Here is a 21,034-nt window from a genome sequence, read left to right on the forward strand (position 1 = left end):
CGATAAATTTCTTTATTCCGGCAACAAGACCTGGTCTATTACGTGAATGATACCGTTTGATGCAGGTATAGAAGCAATGATCTTGACGCCATTGACAGTTGGCTGATCGCCATCCAGACCGAGTTTCACGCGGCCTCCGTTTACCTGCCCAAGCGTCATGTCGTTGTCAAAACGCTCAGCTGGTATAACGCCCACATATACATGGTACTGCAGGATGTTACGTAATTTGCTGCGATTCTCTGGTTTCAGGAGGTCGTCTACTGTACCAGCCGGCAGTTTATCAAAAGCGGCATTGGTAGGTGCAAATACCGTGAACGGGCCTGCATTGGAGAGTGCATCCACTAGCCCACCGGCTTTAACGGCAGCTACCAGCGTAGAGTGGTCCTTCGATCCGGCTGCGACCTGAACTACGTTCTGCTGCGACTGGTCATCAGCTACGGCAGACTGTCCTGCGGCTTGCTCGGTTTCAGCTTCAGGGGCTGCTACAGCCGTCTCGGGCTGGCTTTCCGTATTGCACGAGGTCATCAGACCAAAGGCAACCGCTATTAAGGCTACATGTAAACTTTTCATTTTTGTTAGGTGGTTTAGTTTGATGATGTAATATTCCGTAATTTTCAATCATTTAAATATGACAGTGATTAGTCAAAAAGATGATATTAGTTACTATTTAATATGAGAAGCAAAAACGAACTGCGTGAAACCATTTTCCGTCACCTTGATGGTATTGTAACTGCACCGACAGCCTATAGCCTTCAAAAGCACGGTTTGCTGGATTACCTGCTGCAACAGGAGGAAGCAACCCTTGACGACCTGGTAGCTCAGTTTAAGGCCAACGACGGCTACCTGAATGTGGCGCTGCGTGTGCTCTGCTCGCAGGGATGGCTGGAGCAGGACCTCAATAATGCCACTAATCAGGTCACCTTTCGCATGACTGATCGCGGACGTATAGCCTTCCCTTTGGTATACCTGTATGAGGATGTTGTGAAGCTTATGCAAGTGTCGGGTAACTACCACCCGCGCAAGTTCGAGAAGGAACCTTACCAGCTTTGGGCGCAGGTGGCCGACAGGTATAAAGAAAGGTATAGCCTGAAAATTTCAGAGAATCTGGAAGAACGCAGTGTGCAGGAGCAGGTTTTAAAGCACATCGAAGGCCTGCTGATGGGGCCGACCATCGTGCTGTTGGGCATGAACGGTATGTTTCATAAATACTTCATGGAAAGCCGCTTCAGCCCCGAGGAATTCCACGAAAACCACGAAGACTTCCGTAAGATTCTGGACCTGTTTGCCCACTTGGGTTGGTTCCGGAAGGTGCGCGACCAGTATGAGTATACCGACGAAGGCATTTTCTTTGCTAAACGTGGAAGCGCCTACGGGGTAACGGTTTCTTATATTCCGACCTTCCGCCAAATGGATGAGCTGCTGTTTGGAAATCCGAACGTACTCTGGAATAAACCCGAAGGAGCACCCGAACTGCACGTGGACCGCGAAATGAACGTTTGGGGAAGCGGCGGAGCGCATGCTACCTACTTTAATGTTATTGACGAGATCATTATCGAGCTCTTTAACCGGCCGATACACGAACAGCCCAAAGGTATACTGGACATGGGTTGCGGAAATGGGGCCTTTCTACAGCACATGTTCGAGGTGATCGAGCGGCAGACCGCCCGCGGGAAGATGCTGGACCAGTACCCGCTCTTTTTGGTGGGAGCCGATTACAACCAGGCAGCGCTAAAAGTAACACGGGCCAACCTGATCAAAGCGGACATCTGGGCAAAGGTGATCTGGGGCGATATCGGTCGCCCGGACCTTCTGGCGGAGGACCTGCGTGATAACTACAACATTGATCTGAAAGAACTGCTCAACGTGCGTACCTTTCTCGACCACAACCGCATCTGGGAGCAGCCTTTGCAGCGCAACGAAAATCGCCTGAGCAAGTCGACCGGTGCATTCGCTTTCCGGGGCAAACGCATTCCCAACAACGAAGTAGAAGACAACCTGCTGGAGCACCTCAAAAAATGGACGCCCTATGTGGATAAGTTCGGACTGCTGACTATGGAACTGCATACCATCCCCCCTGCTTTGGCAGCCGCTAACCTGGGTAAAACAGCCGCTACTGCTTACGATGCAACCCATGGATTCTCAGATCAATACATTGTAGAGGTGGAAGTATTCCATAAAGTAGCGGGCGAGGCTGGTCTATACCCTGAGAAAGGTGTCTTCCATCGCTTCCCGGACTCTGATATGGCCACCATCAGCATCAACCTGCTCAAGGGTAGAAATCAGTAAGTCTATACTATGTTGACCATCCGCAAAGCCGAGCTGAGCGACCTGAAAGGTATAAAAGCGATTGATCAGCTTTTGTTCGGGCCCGATAGTTATCCGCTTTTTGTGCTGCGTCAGTTCTACGATATCACCGGCGACTACCTGCTGGTAGCAGAAACAGAAAGCGAAGTGGTGGGCTATATGTTATCGCATCTGGACCATGAAAACAAAAAGAGCTGGCTGCTCTCGCTGGGTGTGCTGCCAGCCCACCGGGGCAAACGCATCGGAGAGAAACTGATGGCCGCTACTATGGCCACAATGGAAGCCCGGGGTGTAACAAACCTATACCTGACCGTGCGCCCCGACAATGCCGCCGGCATTAGCATCTATACCCGTCTTGGTTTCAGCGTACTGGAAGAAGTAGCAGATTACTACCTGGATCAAAGTCCGCGGATATTGATGAGCAGACAAGTGAATCATTAGCTATTATTGTAAGATACTTGATTAACGGCAACAAAATTGACTGCTAAACTTAAAACGGGCTTGTTGTGTTACAGGTAAGACATGCCTTAACACGGGCTACCCAAAAAATAAACAGCATTTTTCGCTTATTTGCCTTATTTTAGGGCACTCAAATGGTTTCTGCCCATCAGGATCGTTGTTTGAGCATTTTAAAACAATCAATCTAACATGAAAAACACAAAAGACACTGCTAATCTGTCTCAGACCGTGAGAGAGTCGTCTGTCTGGAAAAACCGCCTGAGACTTCTGCTTTTCGGCGCGGCAACTTTCTGCGCTCTTGAGGCGACGGCCCAGAACGGTGGCAAACCTGCCAGCCAGGCCAAGTTCATCGACAAGTCGAACATGGACCTGAGCGTGAAGCCCGGCAACGATTTCTATACCTACGCCAATGGCGTTTGGCTGAATAACAACCCGGTGCCTGCTAAGGAAACCCGCTGGGGTAGTTTCAACCAGCTGCGCGACTTCAACATCATCGCTGTTCGCACAATCCTGAAAGATGCCGCAGCTAAAACAAGCGCACCAGCCGGTTCAGTTGAGCGCCGTGTGGGGGACTTCTATGCCGCCGCCATGGACAGCGCTGCCATCGAGAAGCTCGGCTATACCCCTATCAAAGCTGACTTGGAGCGCATCAAAGGTATACAGGATGTGAACGGTGTGCTGCATGAAGTAGCGACGCTGCGTAGCACAGGTGCCGCTGCCCCCATGTTTGGCTTTTATGTAGGCCAGGACCGCAAGAACGTAGAAGTGATGATCCCGCAACTGAGCCAGGGCGGTACTACCCTGCCAGACCGTGACTATTACCTGAAAAACGATGCCCGCAGCACCCGTATTCAGGACGCCTATAAAACCTACATCACGAAGCTCTTCACCCTAACGGGAACAGACGAGGCTGCTGCGAAGAAAAACGCTGAGACCATCTTCAACCTTGAGAAAAAAATGGCAGCCGCGCAAATGGCCCGTGTAGAGATGCGTGACCCGCACAAGACCTACAACAAATTTGCCGTAGCCGACTTCAGCAAAACCACGCCGAACATGGACTGGAAGCAGCTGATGACGGAGCTGAAGGTAACTGGCGAAGACACGATCCTGGTAAACAACCCGAAGTTCTTCACGGAGCTAAATGGTATGCTAACCACTACGCCGGTAGCTGACTGGCAGACCTATCTTCAGTTCAACGTACTCAAGTCTGCAGCGCCATACCTGAGCTCTGACTTTGTAGATGCGAACTTCGCGTTCACGCAAACGTTATCTGGCCAGAAGGTACAGACGCCACGTTGGCAGCGCATGTCACAGCTGACAGATGGCACTATAGGTGAGCTACTTGGCCAGCTGTATGTAGAGAAACACTTTAAGCCGGAAGCGAAAGCTCGTATGGACGAAATGATCGCTAACCTGATCAAAGCCTACGAGATCCGCATCAAAGGTCTGGACTGGATGTCTGCCGAAACGAAAGACAAAGCCCTGGCTAAACTGGCTACCTTCCGTCCGAAAGTGGGCTACCCTGAAAAGTGGAAAACCTATGATGGACTGGAAGTAAACCGCAATGCTTTCTTCCAGAACGTGCGCAACGCCGGCCAGTGGGGTTACAACGACATGATCAGCCAGCTGGGCAAACCAGTTGACAGAACCAAGTGGGGCATGACACCTCCTACCGTGAACGCCTACTACAGCCCGGTGATGAACGAAATCGTATTCCCGGCCGGTATCCTGCAGTTCCCGTTCTTCGACCCGAATGCCGATGATGCGGTGAACTACGGCGGTATTGGTGCTGTTATCGGCCACGAGATCTCCCACGGTTTCGATGACTCTGGCAGCCAGTACGACAAAGATGGTAACCTGCGCAACTGGTGGACGGATGCAGACCGCGCCCGTTTCCAGGAAAAAGCTGACCAATTGGTAGCGCAGTACAATGGCTATACCGTGCTGGATTCTATCCACGTGAATGGTAAGCTGACACTGGGTGAAAACATTGGTGACCTGGGTGGCCTGAGCGCTGCTTACGAAGCCTTTAAAATGACCAAGCAAGGCAAGGGCAAGAAGAAAATTGACGGCTTCACTCCGGATCAGCGCTTCTTCCTGGCCTGGGCACAGGTATGGAGAACGAATATCCTGCCTGAAACTGCTGCCCAGCTGATCCTGACAGATTCGCACTCGCCAGGTATGTACCGCACAATTGGTGCGCCTGTGAACATGGATGCCTGGTATAAGGCCTTCAATGTGAAGCCAGGTGACAAGCTGTACAAATCGCCGGAAGAAAGAATCAGAATCTGGTAATTGGCGCTTTGCCTATAAAAAAGCCCTCCCGATCAAGCTATCGGGAGGGCTTTTTGTTTTGTAAGTATCGAACCGGAACTTTGGGCTATAACTCTCTATCAGGTATAGAAGTAGAATCCTTATGTGATGCCTTTGAGCGCCAAGCTTGTGCGGTAGGTATAGGATGTCATCGCCAACCAAATTACGAAGGGCAATCTTAGCAGCAGGTATAGCATTAACAATATCCCAGGCTATACCTTGCCCTTTACCGTTTTCTGCAAACCGAGCACCTCACCGGTCCAGGTGCGTACTCTGTGGAGCAGCGCAGCATCATCGGCCAGCGACTCCCCATACGACGGAATCATCTGCTTCAGCTTCTGCTGCCAGGCTGCTGACTGCATCTTCTCCGGGAAACAGCGGTGTAGCAGGTTGATCATAATGAAAACAGCTGTGGAAGCCCCCGGAGACGCCCCCAGCAGCGCCGCCAGCGATCCATCAGCACCGGCAACTACTTCAGTCCCGAACTCCAGCACACCGCCATGCTCCGGGTCTTTTTTAATTACCTGCACCCGCTGTCCGGCCACTTCCAGCTTCCAGTCCTCGCCCCTTGCCTCCGGATAGTATTGCCGTAGCGCCTCTAACCGCTCATCAGATGACTGCAGCACCTGGTCAATCAGGTATTGCGTGAGTGGGATATTCTTTACGCCGGCAGACAGCATCGGACGCAGGTTGTTTACTTTAATAGACAGTGGCAGGTCGAAGAAAGAGCCGTTTTTTAGAAACTTGGTAGTGAAGCCGGCATAGGGCCCAAAAAGCAGTTCGCGCTTGCCATTGATGAAGCGGGTGTCCAGGTGCGGCACCGACATGGGCGGGGAGCCTACAGAAGCCTTGCCGTATACCTTGGCCTGGTGCTGCGCAATTACATCCGGGTTAATGCATTTGAGCCACTGGCCACTTACCGGAAAGCCACCAAAACCTTCTCCTTCCGGTATACCTGACTTCAGCAGCAAGGGCAAAGAACCTCCGCCTGCCCCAATAAAAACAAAATTTCCGTTTACCCTGTGCTTGTCTCTTGATTCCCGATGCCGAACACGAATACTCCAGCGGTTGTCGGATCGCTGCTTCAGTTTGCGGACTTCGTAGCCGAAGTACAGGTTTACCCCTTCCATTTGGCCCAGTCGCTCAAACATAGAGCGGGTCAGCGCCCCAAAATTCACATCTGTGCCCAGGTCCATGCGTGTGGCTGCCACTTTCTCGAGCGGGTCACGTCCGTCCATCACCAGCGGCATCCAGCGCTTCAACTCATCCAGGTCTTCTGTATACTCCATACCTTCAAAAAGATGGCAGGAAGTGAGGGCGGCATGGCGCTTCCGGAGATAATTGACATTGTCATCACCCCACACAAAACTCATGTGCGGAATACTATTGATAAAATTACCCGGAAGGTCGATCATATTTTCCTGTATGAGGTAGGACCAGAACTGCCGCGATATTTCAAATGATTCGGAAATACTGACTGCTTTGGCGATATCGATGCTGCCGTCGGCTTTTTCTGGGGTGTAGTTTAGCTCACAGAAAGCAGCATGGCCCGTTCCGGCATTGTTCCAGGCGTCGGAACTTTCTGCTGCTGCTACATCAAGCCTTTCGAGTACCGTGATCCGCAAATCGGGCTGTAGTTCCTTTAACATCATACCCAGCGTAGCGCTCATTATTCCAGCACCAATCAGTACAACATCCGCCTCCGAAATATCAGGCAATCTACGTTCCTTTCTCATAAAGATTCCAGCTTAGTGTTTAAAAAGTATACTACGTAGCAAGCTGTAATGGGTATGCTGGATTGAAATTTTTTGGCTTTGTTAGAGTATCGTATTGATGGTCAATGTTTGCTGGCATCAGGTGAACAGCCGGATTTTGCCAGTGAATGAACCTGTAGCGAACGGTACAAGAAGCAGCCCACATAAAATTATAAATTCCTTGAACTCAAATACTTATATTGCGGTTGCTAATGCATTGAACTACAATGCCCCGCTGCCTATACCTACTGACAGGACTACTGTCTTATGAAACAAATGATGAATATGAGTATCAATATTTCAAAAAACCTACTAACTCAGCATACTGGTTTTAAATCATCCTATTCACCCACAACCGAGCATCAAACTGACATCCTTTCCGTAAGTTTTTGTCCGCATTACAAGCTTCTCTGTGCAAAATGGAACCGCTTTACTACTTCTGCTGAACTAAAGCAGTCGATTCGTTTGCTGGCACGTGCTACAGCTATTCTTAAAGCAGAACTTTTGCTGGTCGAAATACCTGCCGAATACAATGTAACGACAGAGGATCAGCAATGGGCGAAGAAATTCATGTACGACGCACTGCAGTATACCTCGATCCGGCGGGTGGCCCGCGTGGTGCCGAGCGAGTTGAATACTATGATGCGACAGACCCTGCTCACCCTGGGGGAAATGCCGTACGAAGCCTGTTTATTTGATAACCGGGAAGAAGGCTTGCGCTGGCTGCTGCGCGACAACTACGAGGTGATTGTCAACGAAGAATTTATTCAAATACCCCTCCATTTTAACCTGAAGCTTATACGCGCGGGTCTGAAGGCCAAGGGACATGCCACCGTACCGGTTGCGCCTGCCCAACAGGGCAATCCCACTAGCATACCGGAGCCCCTACCGGATCTGATCACCATCGAAACCGACTTTGTGTCTATACTACTGGATAAGGCGAAAAGCCTGATGCACATTCGCTGGAAGAAGGCACCACAAAGCCGTCAATACCGCTACGGAATGCTAAAGGCGGGACGCGCCCTGATAGCGCATCGCCTGGAGCGCTTGTTGCTCAATAACCAGCGCCTCGGCGTGCTCACACTCGAAGACCAAGGTTGGCTGATCACTACATCGCAGCAAATGCTACCCAAAATGAACCTGAGAAAGCTGGCAGTGATCACCTCAGCTGATGCCCTGCAGCAAATGAGCAGCGAAAATATTGGCAAGAAGTTGAAACAGGCCGCAATAGACCATCAGGCACAATACTTTTTGGCAGAAGAAGATGCACTGGAGTGGTTGGAGCAAGACTAAATTCTTTTGCTTAGCTCAGGATTCTTTCTGAATGGCGGGTTGTATAGTCTGCCTTACCAGTTACTAGGGCTGTTCTAAAATCTACAATCCCGACAGTTAGGTTAGCGTGCTGCTATACCTGACGTTTTCTCACAAAACCACCAGTAAATTAGGCCTTTAACTAATTCACAGTTAAAGGCTTTTTAGTTTCAGGGAGTTTTCTATTTTTATAAGATGAGCTGCTAAATAGCACGTGCTGTTTAGTTTTGATGGGAGTTAAAACGAGAGAGTTATTGTACACAGGAGTTTTAATACGCCAGAGAAAAATGAATATTATGCGGTCTGATTGCGTTATTAACCATGGCAATTGCCAAAACCGGACGTCCTGAAGAGTATTTTTCTCGTATGGCCTCTGAAAAACAAGGCAAGGTATGGCGTGGTTATTGCCTGCCTTTTGGCTGCAGCTGCCGCAGCAGTTGTGCAAAACTTACCTTATATGAAGCGTTTGCTCGTAAAGCTAATAAAATTAATCACTTACGGTCTCCTTGTACCTGTTCTCACCTTTCTGGGAACACAGTTTCGTCTCTTTTTTAAGAGCCAGCAGCCCAAATTCACAGCCACATACTGGCAGCAGAAAGGACAAGCTATACGTCAGTTTAACCCCCTGAAGCCACGAATGTCAGATGTGCGCGCCATCCTGCGTTTTGCCCTGAAGAGTGCTCTTTTTCTTGTACTCGCTTTCACGATCTTCTACCTGGCCGTGTTCACAGGTATAGTGGGCGGCGTCATACCCTCGCGCGCGCAACTGAAAGCGATCCAGAACAACACGGCCTCTGAGGTATACTCTGCTGACAATGTGCTACTGGGTCGCTACTACATTCAGGACCGCACCAACATTCGCTATGACGATATTGCGCCCGTTGCCATCGATGCTCTGGTCGCGACCGAAGACGTGCGCTTTTACGAGCACAGCGGCGTCGACGCCCGAAGCTTAGCGCGTGTGTTTGTGAAGACGCTGCTGATGGGTCAGGAAAGTGCCGGCGGGGGCAGTACCTTGAGCCAACAGTTGGCCAAGAACCTTTTTCCGCGCAAAGGCCGCCGTATCTGGGAAATGCCGATCAATAAGCTGCGCGAGATCATCATCGCGCGCAAGCTCGAAAGCATCTACTCCAAGCAGGAATTGCTGGAGCTATATCTGAATACAGTGCCCATGGGAGGCAATCTCTACGGCATTGAGCGGTCTTCCCGACGATTTTTCAATACAACCGCCGACTCGCTCAAGACGGAGCAGGCCGCCGTGCTAATCGGTATGCTGAAAGCGACTACCAGTTATAATCCTCGCCTGTACCCGGAGCGCTCACTCCAGCGACGTAATGTGGTACTCAACCAGATGGCCAGGTATAATTACCTGACGCCACAACAAGCTGACTCTCTGAAGAAAATACCACTTAAGCTAAACTACCGCTATATCACCCACAACGACGGGGTAGCTCCTTATTTCCGGGAGCAACTCCGACAGGAACTCGTGCAGTGGGCCGCTACACAACGCAAGCAGAATGGTCAGCCCTATAACCTGTACACAGACGGACTTAAGATCTACACTACCATTGACTCGCGAATGCAGCGGCATGCCGAACAGGCAGTGCGCAAAAAGATGGCCCAGCTGCAGCAGCAGTTTGATGCACACTGGAAAGGCCGCAAACCATGGGGCTCCGATGCCTCGGTTATTCAGCTGGCCATGCAGCGCTCTGACCGTTACAAAAAACTAAAAGCAGGCGGTGCGGATGAAGCAGAAATACTGGAAAACTTCCGCCAGCCCGTCAACATGCAGGTGTTTAACTGGAAAGGCAGCACCACCAAGCCCATGACGCCAATGGACTCGCTGCAATATTACCAGCGCTTCCTGAACACGGGACTGCTGTCAATGGAGCCTGCCACGGGGTTTGTGCGTGCCTGGGTGGGCGGCATCAACCACCATGCTTTTAAATATGACCATGTGCGCTCCCGGCGCCAAGTGGGCTCCACGTTCAAGCCTTTTGTGTATGCCGCTGCGTTGGAGAAAGGTATAAAGCCTTGCGATTATTTCCCGAACGAGCTCACCACCTACCCGGAATATGAGGACTGGTCACCACGGAACTCCAACGGCCAGTACGGCGGAGAGTATACCATGCGGGGTGCCCTGGCGCAATCGGTGAACACCATATCCGCACACCTGATCCTGGAGACCGGGGTTGACCGGACCGTGGCACTAGCTAAGCGTATGGGCATACAACAAGACCTGCCACGGGTACCTTCGCTGGCCCTGGGCACCGCTGACCTTTCGCTGCTGGAAATGGTGAGCGCCTATGCGGCCTTTGCCAATGGGGGTTATAAAACAGCACCCATTTACATTGATCGTATTGAGGACCGGCAAAGCCGTGTCATTCACCAGCACCGTAGCCGAAGTGGCACACAGCGCGTGCTGTCGCGCGACAATGCGGCCGTTATGCTGCACCTGCTACAGGGTGTAGTAGAAGAAGGCAGCGCTGCCCGCCTGCGGACAAAGTATGGCTTGCGCATGGACATTGCCGGTAAAACAGGCACCTCGCAGGAGCATGCCGATGGCTGGTTCATCGGCATCACCCCGGAACTGGTCACGGGCGTTTGGGTTGGGGCAGAAAGTCCGAAGGTCAGGTTCAGGACGATCACCGAGGGACAAGGATCTCGTACAGCCATGCCTGTATGGGGAGAGTATATGCGTCGCGTGGCGCAGGACAAAGAGTTCGCCAGTCTTCGGACCGGCCGATTTGCTCCTCTCCCTTCTCACCTGCAGGGTATGGTAAGCTGCCCGTCTTACCGCGAAGGCCCGCCAGAACCGGAAAACATCTTTGACCGGATTGCCGACACGGTCGTGAAAACCTACGAAGACTGGAAAAACCAGGCCAAGAGCAACCGCGAAAGAAAAAAGGAAGAAAAACGGCGCAAGCAGGAAGAGAAAAAGAATCGCAGAATCCGATGGTTCTAAACTAGGTATAGCGCCTATACCTGATGCATTTTGTGTAGTTCCGCAGTAGAAAAAGTCGGGCTATACCCTATTCCGTCAAATAAGCAATGTTCAATTCAAGCTTCATCTCGACGATAGGAAAGATCTGATTTATCTCAAGACCTTGGCTACATTCCAGATTTCTCACTAACAGAGGGCCCCCACCCCCGGTTCGAAATGACAGAAAAGTGCTTAATTTGACGGCATTGGGCTATACCTAGATCCATCAGTCTCCTTCCTCCGAAATGGTTACTGGTATACCTTGAAGATATTATATACCTATGGTAGAGTCCGCACGGTATGGCCTTTACCTGCCTTCCGAAGCTTCGAAACAGATTGTCTTCAGAATCTTTCCGTATACTTCGTGAAATAAACCGAATGGATGAAACTCCTGATAATTGAAGACGAGCAAGCCCTGAATGCCTCCATGGTTTCCTACCTGCAAGCGGGTGGCTATACCTGCGATACGGCCCTTAACTATCACGACGGTTCCCGTATGCTCGCTGACCAGCACTATACCTGTGTACTGGTAGACCTCACCCTGCCGGGCGGCAATGGGCTGGACCTTGTGAGGTTGCTCAAGAAGAACAACCCGGATACGGGTATCATCATTATCTCAGCAAAGAACGCCCTTGACGATAAAATAACTGGCTTAGAACTGGGCGCAGACGATTACCTGACCAAACCATTCCATCTGTCCGAACTCAACGCCAGGCTGCGCTCCGTTATCCGGCGCCGGAACTTCAACGGGCAGAAGGTAATTAAGATCGGAAACCTGGAAGTGTTCCCGGAGTCGGCTGAGGCGCTGGTGCAGGGCCGCAAACTCACTTTGACTAAGAAAGAATATGATCTGCTGCTCTACTTCGTCACCAACAAAAACAGGGTACTGACCAAAGACTCTATTGCCGAGCACCTGTGGGGAGACCACATCGAATCGCTCGACTCGCTCGACTTTGTGTACACGCACATCAAAAATCTGCGCCGCAAGTTGGTGGAGGCCGGTGGTGAAGACCCGATCACGACCGTGTACGGGATGGGCTATAAATTCAGCTTCTGATGCGCATACTCACCAAGACCAGTCTTTACTACCTGCTGGTTTCCGTTATCGTGTTTTTGCTGGGTGGCCTGAGCTTTTACAAGATCCTCCAGACGGAGATCTACGACGAAGTGGACGACCAGCTGTTTACTGACAAAGAGAACATCATCGAATACATCCGGAGTCACAACGAGCTGCCCAATGTAACTTCAGGTATATCAGAGGCTATCATTGTGAGGGAAACGAGCGCCCATGCCGGAGCCCTCGAAGCGCTGTCGGACACACTGATCTTCAGCACCTACGATGAAGAGTATGTGCCCTTCCGTAAGCTCACCTTCACCACCTACCAGGACGGCAAACCCTTCGAGTATACCATTCTGAAGTCGCTGATGGACTTTGAGGACCTTTTTGAGAGTACCATGCTGGCAATGGCCTGGATCTTCGTGTTGCTCCTTATCGGGCTAGCCGGGGTGAACTACTTCATCAACAAATACAACTGGCGCAATTTCTACGACACGCTCGAGCGGGCCAAGCGCTACAGCCTGACGCAGCGAAAACCCTTGCTGCTCAAACCAACCGATACCCAGGAGTTCCAGGAGCTCAACGAAGTGCTGCAGGCCATGACTGGCAAGATCCACAACGACTACCTCAACTTAAAAGAGTTCACGGAGAACGCATCGCACGAAATACAGACGCCGCTGGCCATTGTGAGCAGCAAGCTGGAGCTCTTCATGCAGTCCGATAACCTGACGCAGGCGCAGGCATCCATGCTGGAAGAGATGCACGCCTCCATCAACCGCCTGTCGCGTCTCAACCGCTCCCTGATTTTGCTCACCCGCATCGAGAACCGGGAATTTTCGGAGAACGAGGTCATCCCGCTACACGAACTGCTGCAGGAGCAACTCGACCAACTGCACGAGATGATGCTGATGCACGACATTCAGGTAGAGATCGAAGCCATGCAGCCTGTATTTGTGGAGATGAACATTGGTTTGTGCGAGATCCTGATTTCCAACCTGCTACTCAACGCCATCCGGCACAACAGCACAGGCGGCATCATCCGGATCAGCCTGAAAGCAGATGAGCTTTGCATCAAGAACTCCGGTGAGCCCCTGCAGGAAGAGCCTGTGACTTTATTTGAACGCTTCAGAAGTGGTAACAAACTTTCCGGGTCAATGGGAATTGGACTGGCACTGGTCAGCAAAATCAGCGAGCTCTACCAGCTCACACCTTCCTATACCTACGAAGAGGGCCTGCACGTGCTCCGGCTGAAGTTTCAAAAAAATATTTCATAAAATCGCGTTTCTTCAGAATTGCTTCAAATTCGGTCTGTATACCCTATCAGATACATAAAAGAATTATGAAGCTAAAAATGAAACATACATATTTATGGGCAATGGTGCTTGTAGCGGGCACCACCCTCAACAGCTGCGATCAGATCTGGTCCGCCCGAAACGTACCCGATGCCGTAAAGGTGAAATTTGTGGAGAGTTACCCCACCATCAAGCAGGTGGACTGGGAGCGATTGGATAGCGTATACGAAGCTGAATTCAAGATAAGCGGCCGGGAGCGGAAAGCTCTTTTCCGGGAAGATGGCACACTCATCAGCTATACCGAAGAGATTGAAGAACAGTACCTCCCGAAAACAGTGGTGGCGCAACTGCAGCAGGAATTTGACCGCTACAAAATAGAGGAAGTACATCGCGTGCAGGAAAACAACGTGACTAGCTTTGTGGTGGAGCTTGAAAAAAGTGGACGCGACATCTGGCTGCGATACAATGAAACGGGTGAGCTGTTGGAGAAATCTGCACTCCCTGCTTCCAGGATACTGAATCAGTCTGCTTCCCTCCTGCCTCTTGCCGTCAATGAAACAACAGCAGATGACCTGGGTATGGCAGATACACGTTGGGAGTTACCTGCCGAACTGCGTGAAGTGTCGGGCATCTCTCTTCTCCCGGATGGCACGATGGCCTGTGTACAGGACGAAGAAGGCAAGATATTCATCTATGACCTGGAACAAGAAGCGATCACCAAGGAAATTCCGTTTGCAGGACCTGGCGACTACGAAGGTATAGCCATAGCTGGCGAGAATGCCTACATTGTGCGGAGCGACGGAACACTCTTTGAAGTAGCCGGATTTATGGGCCAGAAGCCGAATGTCAAGGTATACGAAGCCTCCTTTCCAGCCACGATCAACATAGAAGGCCTTGCTTATGACCAGGAACAAAACCAGCTCCTGCTGGCTCCAAAAGGCCACGACCCGAAACTGAAAATGCAGAAAGCCATTTACGCTTTTTCGCTGGACTCAAAGAAATTCCAGTCAGAGCCGCTCATCAGCATTTCACTGGATCAGGTAGAGCCACCGAAGAAGGGTAAAAAGCAGAAGTCGGACTACGATGTGCTGCAGCCTTCCTCCCTCGAAAAGCACCCGTCTGACAACACGCTATACCTGCTCGATGCGGTCAACAACCGACTTTATGCGATGACGAAGGATGGGAAGCTCTCCCGAACCCTAGAGCTGGACGAATCGCAGCTGCGGCAGGCCGAGGGCCTGACCTTTGATCAGGACGGCGCTATGTACATTGCCAGCGAGGGCGGGAAAAAAGGAAAAGGGGTCATTTTGAAATACACCAAAAGCATCAACTAGAACAATCGCCCGGCACCCCAAGTGTCGGGCGATTTGCTTTAATGCAGCTGCCATACCAGGGCAATACCGCCAGCCCCACCACCGTAATAAGGCATCATGATCAGTTTATTTTGCTGCTTGCTGTGAAAACTGCGATCTATGATCTCCTGAAGTCTGGGGTAAACCATATATACGACCTCCGCTGATAGGATTCCTATACCTGCTCCGGCCAGCACATCAGATAGCCAATGTTTATCGTTGAGGATGCGCATTGTACCCGTGGCCGTGGCCGCGGAATAACCTGCTATGCTATACCAGATGCTGCGCCCACCATACTCCTTGTGAAAAAAGGTAGCGTATGCGAAAGCCTTGCTGGTGTGCGCCGAGGGAAAGGCATCGTTGTTAGAGCCATCAGGGCGGTTGATGGCCGTGATGGATTTGAGGTTGTTGGTGATGACCCTGTTAACGAAGTGCGTCATGCCCAGTAATAGTGCCTGTTCTGCATAGTGGTGCTCCCCTTTTACGCCTGCCAGGTTTAGCCCCACCGTCAGTGCTAACGGCATGTGGTAAAGGTAGTCGTCCACACGGGTGTTGTAATCGGCGTATTCGCGCCGAACGACCCGGCGCAGGCCGCGGCTTCCTTCGAAAAGCCCTTCATCATCCATGTGGCTCACCCCCAGCCCGATCAGCAGAACAGGTATCGCTGCTTTCCTGGTGAACACGCTGAACTTCTTTGTCTCAGTCACCTGCGCGGTTGTGTCAGCTAATTGTTCGACAACAGTGGTATCCGGAATGAGGGGAATTTTGATTTGAGGCTGGTGAGCGAACACCGGGGGGAGCACCAACCAACTCATGAAAAAGCAGTAAACGTATTTCTTCATAGCAAAGGCCTTTTCTCTACTATATACAGGCCGATTCTGAAGAAAATCTGATTTCTACTAAAAAAAAGCCGCTACCTATCAAATAGTTAGCGGCTTTAAGTTTTCATAAGAGTTCTGAGTGGTTATTTGCTTTTCAAAGCAGCCACTTGCTCATTTTCCAGGTCCACCAGATCTTGCAATAACTGCAGGCTCACTTCGCCCGGCTTGCCTGTACCAATCAAAATGTCATCAACCCGAACAATGGGTAGCACACGCTTGGTGGTGCTGGTCAGAAAGCACTCTTTGGCCTGTAGCACCTCCTCCAACCGGATGTCGCGCACTTCGGTCTTATACCTGCGGCCAGCCAGCGTCAGCACATTTTTGCGGGTGATTCCCTTCAAAATGTTTTTGGCAGGTGTCACCACGGTATCGTCATGCGTCACGATGAAGAAATTACAGCGCGGGAACTCCGAAACGATTCCGTTTTTAGCATACAGCACCTCTTCTGCCCCGCTAGCCTTTTGTTCCTGCAGCAGGCGTATACCCATGGAGTAGTTGATCGTTTTCACTTCCGGCACCTCCCGCACATAGTCGTGCGTCATGATCGGAATGCCTTTGGCCACTTTTTCGGAGGAAGGCAGCGTGAGCGGGAGCTGCGTGATAAGCAGGTTGGGATTCATCGGTGTAAAGCCATCCTCGGAGTAACCACCGGTCAGAATCATCTTCATACCGGCTTCCGGCAACTGGTTACGGTCTACCAGATCGGCAATCACCTGTTTCAGCTCATCCCTGGACAATGGCACCTCCAGGTGCATCAGCTGCGCCGATTGAAAAAAGCGGTCCAGGTATTCGTCCAGGAAAAGCGGACAGCCCTGCTGCACTTTCACAAAGTCGAATACCCCGTAGCCTCGCTGCACGGAGAGGTCACTGACATGCAGTCGCGCCTCGCTCAGAGGTACGATCTGGCCCAGGTTGTAGGCGAAAAGCTTATCGTTTGATGGCATTGTGTTTCTTTAATAGTTTGATAACGGATTCGATCGGAAGTGCTTCTACCGTGTTATTATTTTGCCCTTTCATGGTCTCAGCCCGGAAAAGCGAATTGATGATCGCTTCTTCAGTTGCCTCAATCGTAGCCATAAAGAGCGGCGACATCTCATCATTCCGGAGAAGCGTGAAAGTCTGTGTTTTTTCTTCAGACTGATAAGGTATACACAGCCCTTCGTTGGTGGAGAATGCGATCACGTAGTCGCCGCTTCCATTGGAAGCGATTCCACCTGTTTTGGCCAGTCCCAGCATAGCTCTTTTGGCGATACGTTCCAGGTTGCGAGCGTCCAAAGGCGCATCAGTTGCCACCACGATCATGCAGGAACCATCCGCACTTTCCAATACCTGTTTGCTGTACGAAAACTTACCTAACTCCTCTCCTACAGGTACGCCGTCGATCTGCAGCACGCCGCCAAAATTACTTTGTACCAGCACACCCACGGTATAGCCACCCAGACTAGCGGGCAGTTTGCGCGATGCTGTTCCTATTCCTCCCTTATACCCGAAGCAGACTGTTCCGGTTCCTGCCCCTACATTACCTTCCGCCACCGGTCCGCTTGCCGCCTGTTTGATTGCCTGCAGCACATGCTCCTCTTTCACATGACGTCCGCGGATGTCATTCAGGTAACCATCGTTCGTTTCACCTACCAGCGCATTCACCGACTGCACGGCTTCATTACTGGACTGCTGCAAGGTATAGCCGACCACGGCATTCATGGCGGTACCAACTCCTAGCGTATTTGTTAAGATGATGGGAGATTCCAGGTTGCCCAGTTCCTGCACCTGAGTGCTGCCGGCCAGTTTGCCGAAACCATTGCCTACATAGACTGTGGCTGGTATTTTATTTTGAAAGAGGTTTCCGTTATGTGGTAATATAGCCGTCACACCAGTCCGGATATTATCTCCCTGCACCAAAGTGGTGTGCCCAACCCGCAGACCGGCCACATCTGTAATGGCATTGTTCGTACCGGGCTTCAGCACCCCGATCCGGATGCCATAGTCGCGGGCTCGCTTTCGATCCTGTCCGCTTGCGTTTACCAATACTGTCATCATTAGTAAACCTGTAAGAAGTATTTTCATGCCAGAGATCTGAGGAGCTTTAACAGTAACTGCATGCCACTGCTATTATACCTTGAAAGCCAATTTGTAAAAGAAATGGGCTTTGGTCTACACAATTAAGCAAAAAAGCCTTTGTTTTGCAGCATTAAAAATCCAATAATTTTATCGATGAAAAAAATAGTTTGTATTCTGCTACTTATACCTCTGTTTGTAACGCAGGCAATGGCCTGGGGACAAAACGGACACCGCGCCGTTGGCTTGATAGCAGAGCAGCACCTGAAGAAAAAAGCGCAGAAGAAAATCAACAGAATCCTGGCAGACAACTCACTGGCGGAAGTGTCGGTTTGGATGGATGATATCAAGTCAGATAAAGCCTACAACCACACGCACGATTGGCACTGGGTAACTGTACCGGGCGGCAAGAAATATGAGCAGACCGAGAAAAACCCGAACGGTGACATCATCATGAAGCTAGAGGAGCTGGTGACTGTACTGAAAGCCGGCAATCTGTCAGCGCAACAGGAAGAGGAATACCTCAAGTACCTGGTGCACCTGGTGGGTGACCTGCACCAGCCACTTCACGTGGGCAAAGAAGGCGACACAGGCGGAAACGCGGTAAAGGTGCAGTGGTTCGGACAGCCATCTAATTTGCACCGGGTATGGGATAGCGACATGATCGACGGCAAGAATCTGAGCTTTACCGAACTGGCTCAATTTGTTGGCACGCCTTCTAAAGAGCAAATAAAAGCCTGGCAATCTACCGGCGTGCGCGACTGGGCTTACGAGTCGGTTCAGTTGAGAGAGCAGGTATACAGCCTGCCGGAAGATGGCCGCTTGGGCTACCGGTATAGCTATGACAATTTCAGCACCGTGGAGCAACGCATCCTGCAAGCGGGCATTCGCCTGGCGGGTCTGCTGAACCAGATCTACGGCTAAACAGTACAACGTTTATACCTTAAAAAAATCCGGCAGCTACTTCATGTTGCCGGATTTTTTTATGCCTTTTTCTGAACGACTATGCAAGCGAGAAACCAAATTGAAAAAAATAATAGGCCTTGAGCGTGCGCAGAAGCATATTTTAAAGTTTTTTGCAAAAAGTTGCAACATACTATGAACGTTTTACCGTTATGCAGTGTCTAACATGTATTAACAACAACATATCATGAGTAACGGAAAAGTAAAATTCTTTAATGAAACCAAAGGTTTCGGTTTTATCAAAGACAGTGAAACAAACGAAGAGTACTTCGTACACGTAACAGGTTTGATCGATGAGATCAGAGAAAACGACGAAGTAACATTCGAAGTGAAAGAGGGCAAAAAAGGACTAAACGCGGTAAATGTGAAACTGGCTTAGTCTGGTTATATATAAAGCGTAAATCAAACAAAGGGCTCCGCATCATGCGGGGCCCTTTGTCGTTTATACCTATCTCGTGACAATTCACAGACTATAGGCTACTCCTTTTCGAAATTCTTTTTAATTTAAGCTTTCTGAATGAAAGCTATACCTATGAAAAACCTATCGGCCAGGCGTACACTTACCGGAGTTGCGCTTTTGCTGGGACTCTGCAGCCTGGAGACGCAGGCGCAGCAGAAAACTCCCACCTTTACCCGCCAGGACACCCTGCGGGGCACCATCACCCCAGAGCGGGCCTGGTGGGTCCTCACCTATTACCACCTCGACATCAGTGTGAATCCGGCGGACAGCAGCATCCACGGTAAAAACACCATTCGCTACAAAGTTCAGGAACCCTACCAGATCATGCAGATCGACCTGCAGCCTCCTATGCGAATGGAACGGGTGATGCAGAACGGAAAGCAGCTGAATGTTCGTCAGGAAGGCAATGCCTATTTTGTACAGCTGGTAGACGCACAGAAAAAGGGCGCTCAAAACGAAGTGGAGGTATACTATGGCGGCAAGCCGAAGGTAAGCAAAAACCCTCCCTGGAGCGGCGGCATTACCTGGAAGCGTGATGCGCAAGGCAAACCATTTATTGCCAGCTCAAACCAGGGCGACGGCGCCAGTTTGTGGTGGCCTTGCAAAGATCATATGTACGACGAGCCGGACAGCATGCTGATCAGTGTGGCTGTGCCGAAAGACCTGACCAATGTATCGAACGGCAGACTGCGTGGCGTTGACGAGAACCCCGACGGCACACGTACCTTCCACTGGGCAGTCACTAACCCGATCAACAACTACGGGGTCAACATCAACATCGGCGACTATGTGCATTTTGGCGAGAAGTACCAGGGCGAAAAAGGCGTGTTGGATTGCGACTACTGGGTAATCCGCGATAATCTGGAGAAGGCAAAAGTACAGTTTAAGGATGTGCGCCGCACGTTGGATGCCTTTGAGCATTGGTTTGGACCTTATCCTTTTTATGAAGACAGCTACAAACTCGTTGAGGCCCCTTATTTAGGTATGGAGCACCAGAGTTCTGTAACGTACGGCAATGGCTACGCAAACGGCTACCGCGGTCGCGACCTGAGCGGCTCGGGCTGGGGTATGAAATTCGACTACATCATCATCCACGAAACAGGTCACGAGTGGTTCGCCAACAACATTACCTACAAGGATGTGGCCGATATGTGGATCCACGAGAGCTTCACGACTTATTCGGAGCCTTTGTTTGTGGAGTACCATTACGGCAAGCAGGCGGGCAGTGAATACGTGATCGGCATACGGCAGAACATACGAAACGACCGCCCGATCATTGGCCATTATAACGTGAACAAGAGCGGTTCCGGCGATATGTACCCGAAAGGCGCCAACATGCTCCACACCTTGCGCCAGGTCGTGAACGACGATGAAAAATGGCGCGGCATATTGCGCGGGCTCAACCGTGATTTCTATCACCAGACAGTGACAACCGAGCAGATCGAAAACTACCTTTCGCAGCACACAGGTCGTGACCTGAGCCGCTTCTTCGACCAATACCTGCGCGATACCCGATTACCTGCGCTGGAGTACAAACTGGAAAAGAAAAAACTAACCTACCGCTGGACCAATGTAGTAGAAGGTTTCGATATGCCGGTGAAGGTATACCTGAATGGCGAGGAACAATGGCTTGAGCCAACAACCGATTGGAAAGAAATAAAGAAGGTGAAAGCCGGCACCAAACTGACTATCGATCCGAACTTCTATGTGCAGGAAGGGAAGGAAGTTTAGAAGTTTAAAAGTTGAGGAGTAAAGAATTCAGAATTTTATCAAATAGGTAAAAAGAAGGCCTGCCAGCAAAATCTGGTAGGCCTTCTTTTTACTTAGTGCCCACATCTGTATACCTAGGT

The 21,034-nt window shown here is 50.7% G+C and carries 16 protein-coding genes; 11 read left to right on the top strand and 5 right to left on the bottom strand.

The features are described 5' to 3' along the window. Positions 1-12: 12 nt before the first annotated feature. Positions 13-570, bottom strand: coding sequence for a fasciclin domain-containing protein (locus AC4QZR_RS05455; protein WP_494479988.1), 558 nt, complete (start codon positions 568-570; stop codon positions 13-15). Positions 571-672: 102 nt separating this feature from the next. Here AC4QZR_RS05455 and AC4QZR_RS05460 point away from each other — a divergent pair, with 102 nt between their 5' ends. From AC4QZR_RS05460 to AC4QZR_RS05470, 3 genes are all read left to right on the top strand, one after another. Then, positions 673-2,286 carry an AprA-related methyltransferase gene (locus AC4QZR_RS05460; RefSeq protein ID WP_494479989.1) on the top strand — a complete coding sequence of 538 codons (1,614 nt, stop codon included), beginning with the start codon at positions 673-675 and terminating at the stop codon, positions 2,284-2,286. 9 nt (positions 2,287-2,295) lie between these two features. Then, entirely contained in the window at positions 2,296-2,745 is a 450-nt protein-coding gene (locus AC4QZR_RS05465; RefSeq protein WP_494479990.1) for a GNAT family N-acetyltransferase, read from the top strand. Between the two features lie 381 nt (positions 2,746-3,126). After that, the gene (locus AC4QZR_RS05470) at positions 3,127-5,058 is read left to right on the top strand and encodes a M13 family metallopeptidase (RefSeq protein WP_494480383.1); all 1,932 of its coding nucleotides are present in this window, start codon (positions 3,127-3,129) and stop codon (positions 5,056-5,058) included. Between the two features lie 230 nt (positions 5,059-5,288). Here AC4QZR_RS05470 and AC4QZR_RS05475 read toward each other — a convergent pair whose 3' ends face one another. Then, entirely contained in the window at positions 5,289-6,812 is a 1,524-nt protein-coding gene (locus AC4QZR_RS05475; protein WP_494479991.1) for a malate:quinone oxidoreductase, read from the bottom strand. 522 nt (positions 6,813-7,334) lie between these two features. On the opposite strand from AC4QZR_RS05475, the gene AC4QZR_RS05480 reads away from it, so the two are divergent. The 5 genes from AC4QZR_RS05480 (at position 7,335) to AC4QZR_RS05500 (ending at position 14,807) form a co-directional block, all read left to right on the top strand. Then, the gene (locus AC4QZR_RS05480) at positions 7,335-8,123 is read left to right on the top strand and encodes a hypothetical protein (protein WP_494479992.1); all 789 of its coding nucleotides are present in this window, start codon (positions 7,335-7,337) and stop codon (positions 8,121-8,123) included. 475 nt (positions 8,124-8,598) lie between these two features. Then, a complete protein-coding gene (locus tag AC4QZR_RS05485) occupies positions 8,599-11,106 on the top strand; it encodes a penicillin-binding protein 1A (protein ID WP_494479993.1) in 2,508 nt (835 codons plus the stop codon). Between the two features lie 400 nt (positions 11,107-11,506). Beyond that, positions 11,507-12,181: a response regulator transcription factor gene (locus AC4QZR_RS05490; RefSeq protein ID WP_253404417.1), complete on the top strand. Its 675-nt coding sequence runs from the start codon at positions 11,507-11,509 to the stop codon at positions 12,179-12,181. Then, entirely contained in the window at positions 12,181-13,455 is a 1,275-nt protein-coding gene (locus AC4QZR_RS05495; protein WP_494479994.1) for a sensor histidine kinase, read from the top strand. Before AC4QZR_RS05490 ends, AC4QZR_RS05495 begins: the two co-directional genes overlap by 1 nt. A 77-nt stretch (positions 13,456-13,532) precedes the next feature. Next, positions 13,533-14,807 (top strand): SdiA-regulated domain-containing protein, encoded by a 1,275-nt coding sequence (locus AC4QZR_RS05500; RefSeq protein WP_494479995.1) that lies wholly within the window; start codon positions 13,533-13,535, stop codon positions 14,805-14,807. A 38-nt stretch (positions 14,808-14,845) separates the two neighbouring features. Here the strand turns inward: AC4QZR_RS05500 and AC4QZR_RS05505 are convergent, their stop codons facing one another. From AC4QZR_RS05505 to AC4QZR_RS05515, 3 genes are all read right to left on the bottom strand, one after another. Then, positions 14,846-15,667, bottom strand: a complete 822-nt coding sequence (locus AC4QZR_RS05505; protein ID WP_494479996.1) for a phosphatase PAP2 family protein — start codon at positions 15,665-15,667, stop codon at positions 14,846-14,848. Between the two features lie 122 nt (positions 15,668-15,789). Beyond that, the gene (locus AC4QZR_RS05510; protein ID WP_494479997.1) at positions 15,790-16,650 is read right to left on the bottom strand and encodes an aminotransferase class IV; all 861 of its coding nucleotides are present in this window, start codon (positions 16,648-16,650) and stop codon (positions 15,790-15,792) included. Then, on the bottom strand, positions 16,634-17,743 hold the full coding sequence (locus AC4QZR_RS05515; RefSeq protein ID WP_494479998.1) for a DmpA family aminopeptidase: 1,110 nt from the start codon (positions 17,741-17,743) through the stop codon (positions 16,634-16,636). Before AC4QZR_RS05515 ends, AC4QZR_RS05510 begins: the two co-directional genes overlap by 17 nt. 174 nt (positions 17,744-17,917) lie before the next feature. Between AC4QZR_RS05515 and AC4QZR_RS05520 the strand changes: the two genes are divergently transcribed. The 3 genes from AC4QZR_RS05520 (at position 17,918) to AC4QZR_RS05530 (ending at position 20,915) form a co-directional block, all read left to right on the top strand. Next, positions 17,918-18,685, top strand: a complete 768-nt coding sequence (locus tag AC4QZR_RS05520; protein WP_494479999.1) for a S1/P1 nuclease — start codon at positions 17,918-17,920, stop codon at positions 18,683-18,685. Positions 18,686-18,911: 226 nt separating this feature from the next. Continuing rightward, entirely contained in the window at positions 18,912-19,103 is a 192-nt protein-coding gene (locus AC4QZR_RS05525) for a cold-shock protein (RefSeq protein ID WP_007659836.1), read from the top strand. A gap of 153 nt (positions 19,104-19,256) precedes the next feature. After that, entirely contained in the window at positions 19,257-20,915 is a 1,659-nt protein-coding gene (locus AC4QZR_RS05530; protein WP_494480000.1) for a M1 family metallopeptidase, read from the top strand. The last annotated feature ends 119 nt before the right edge of the window (positions 20,916-21,034 follow it).

The organism is Pontibacter sp. YIM B11418 (assembly GCF_059278805.1).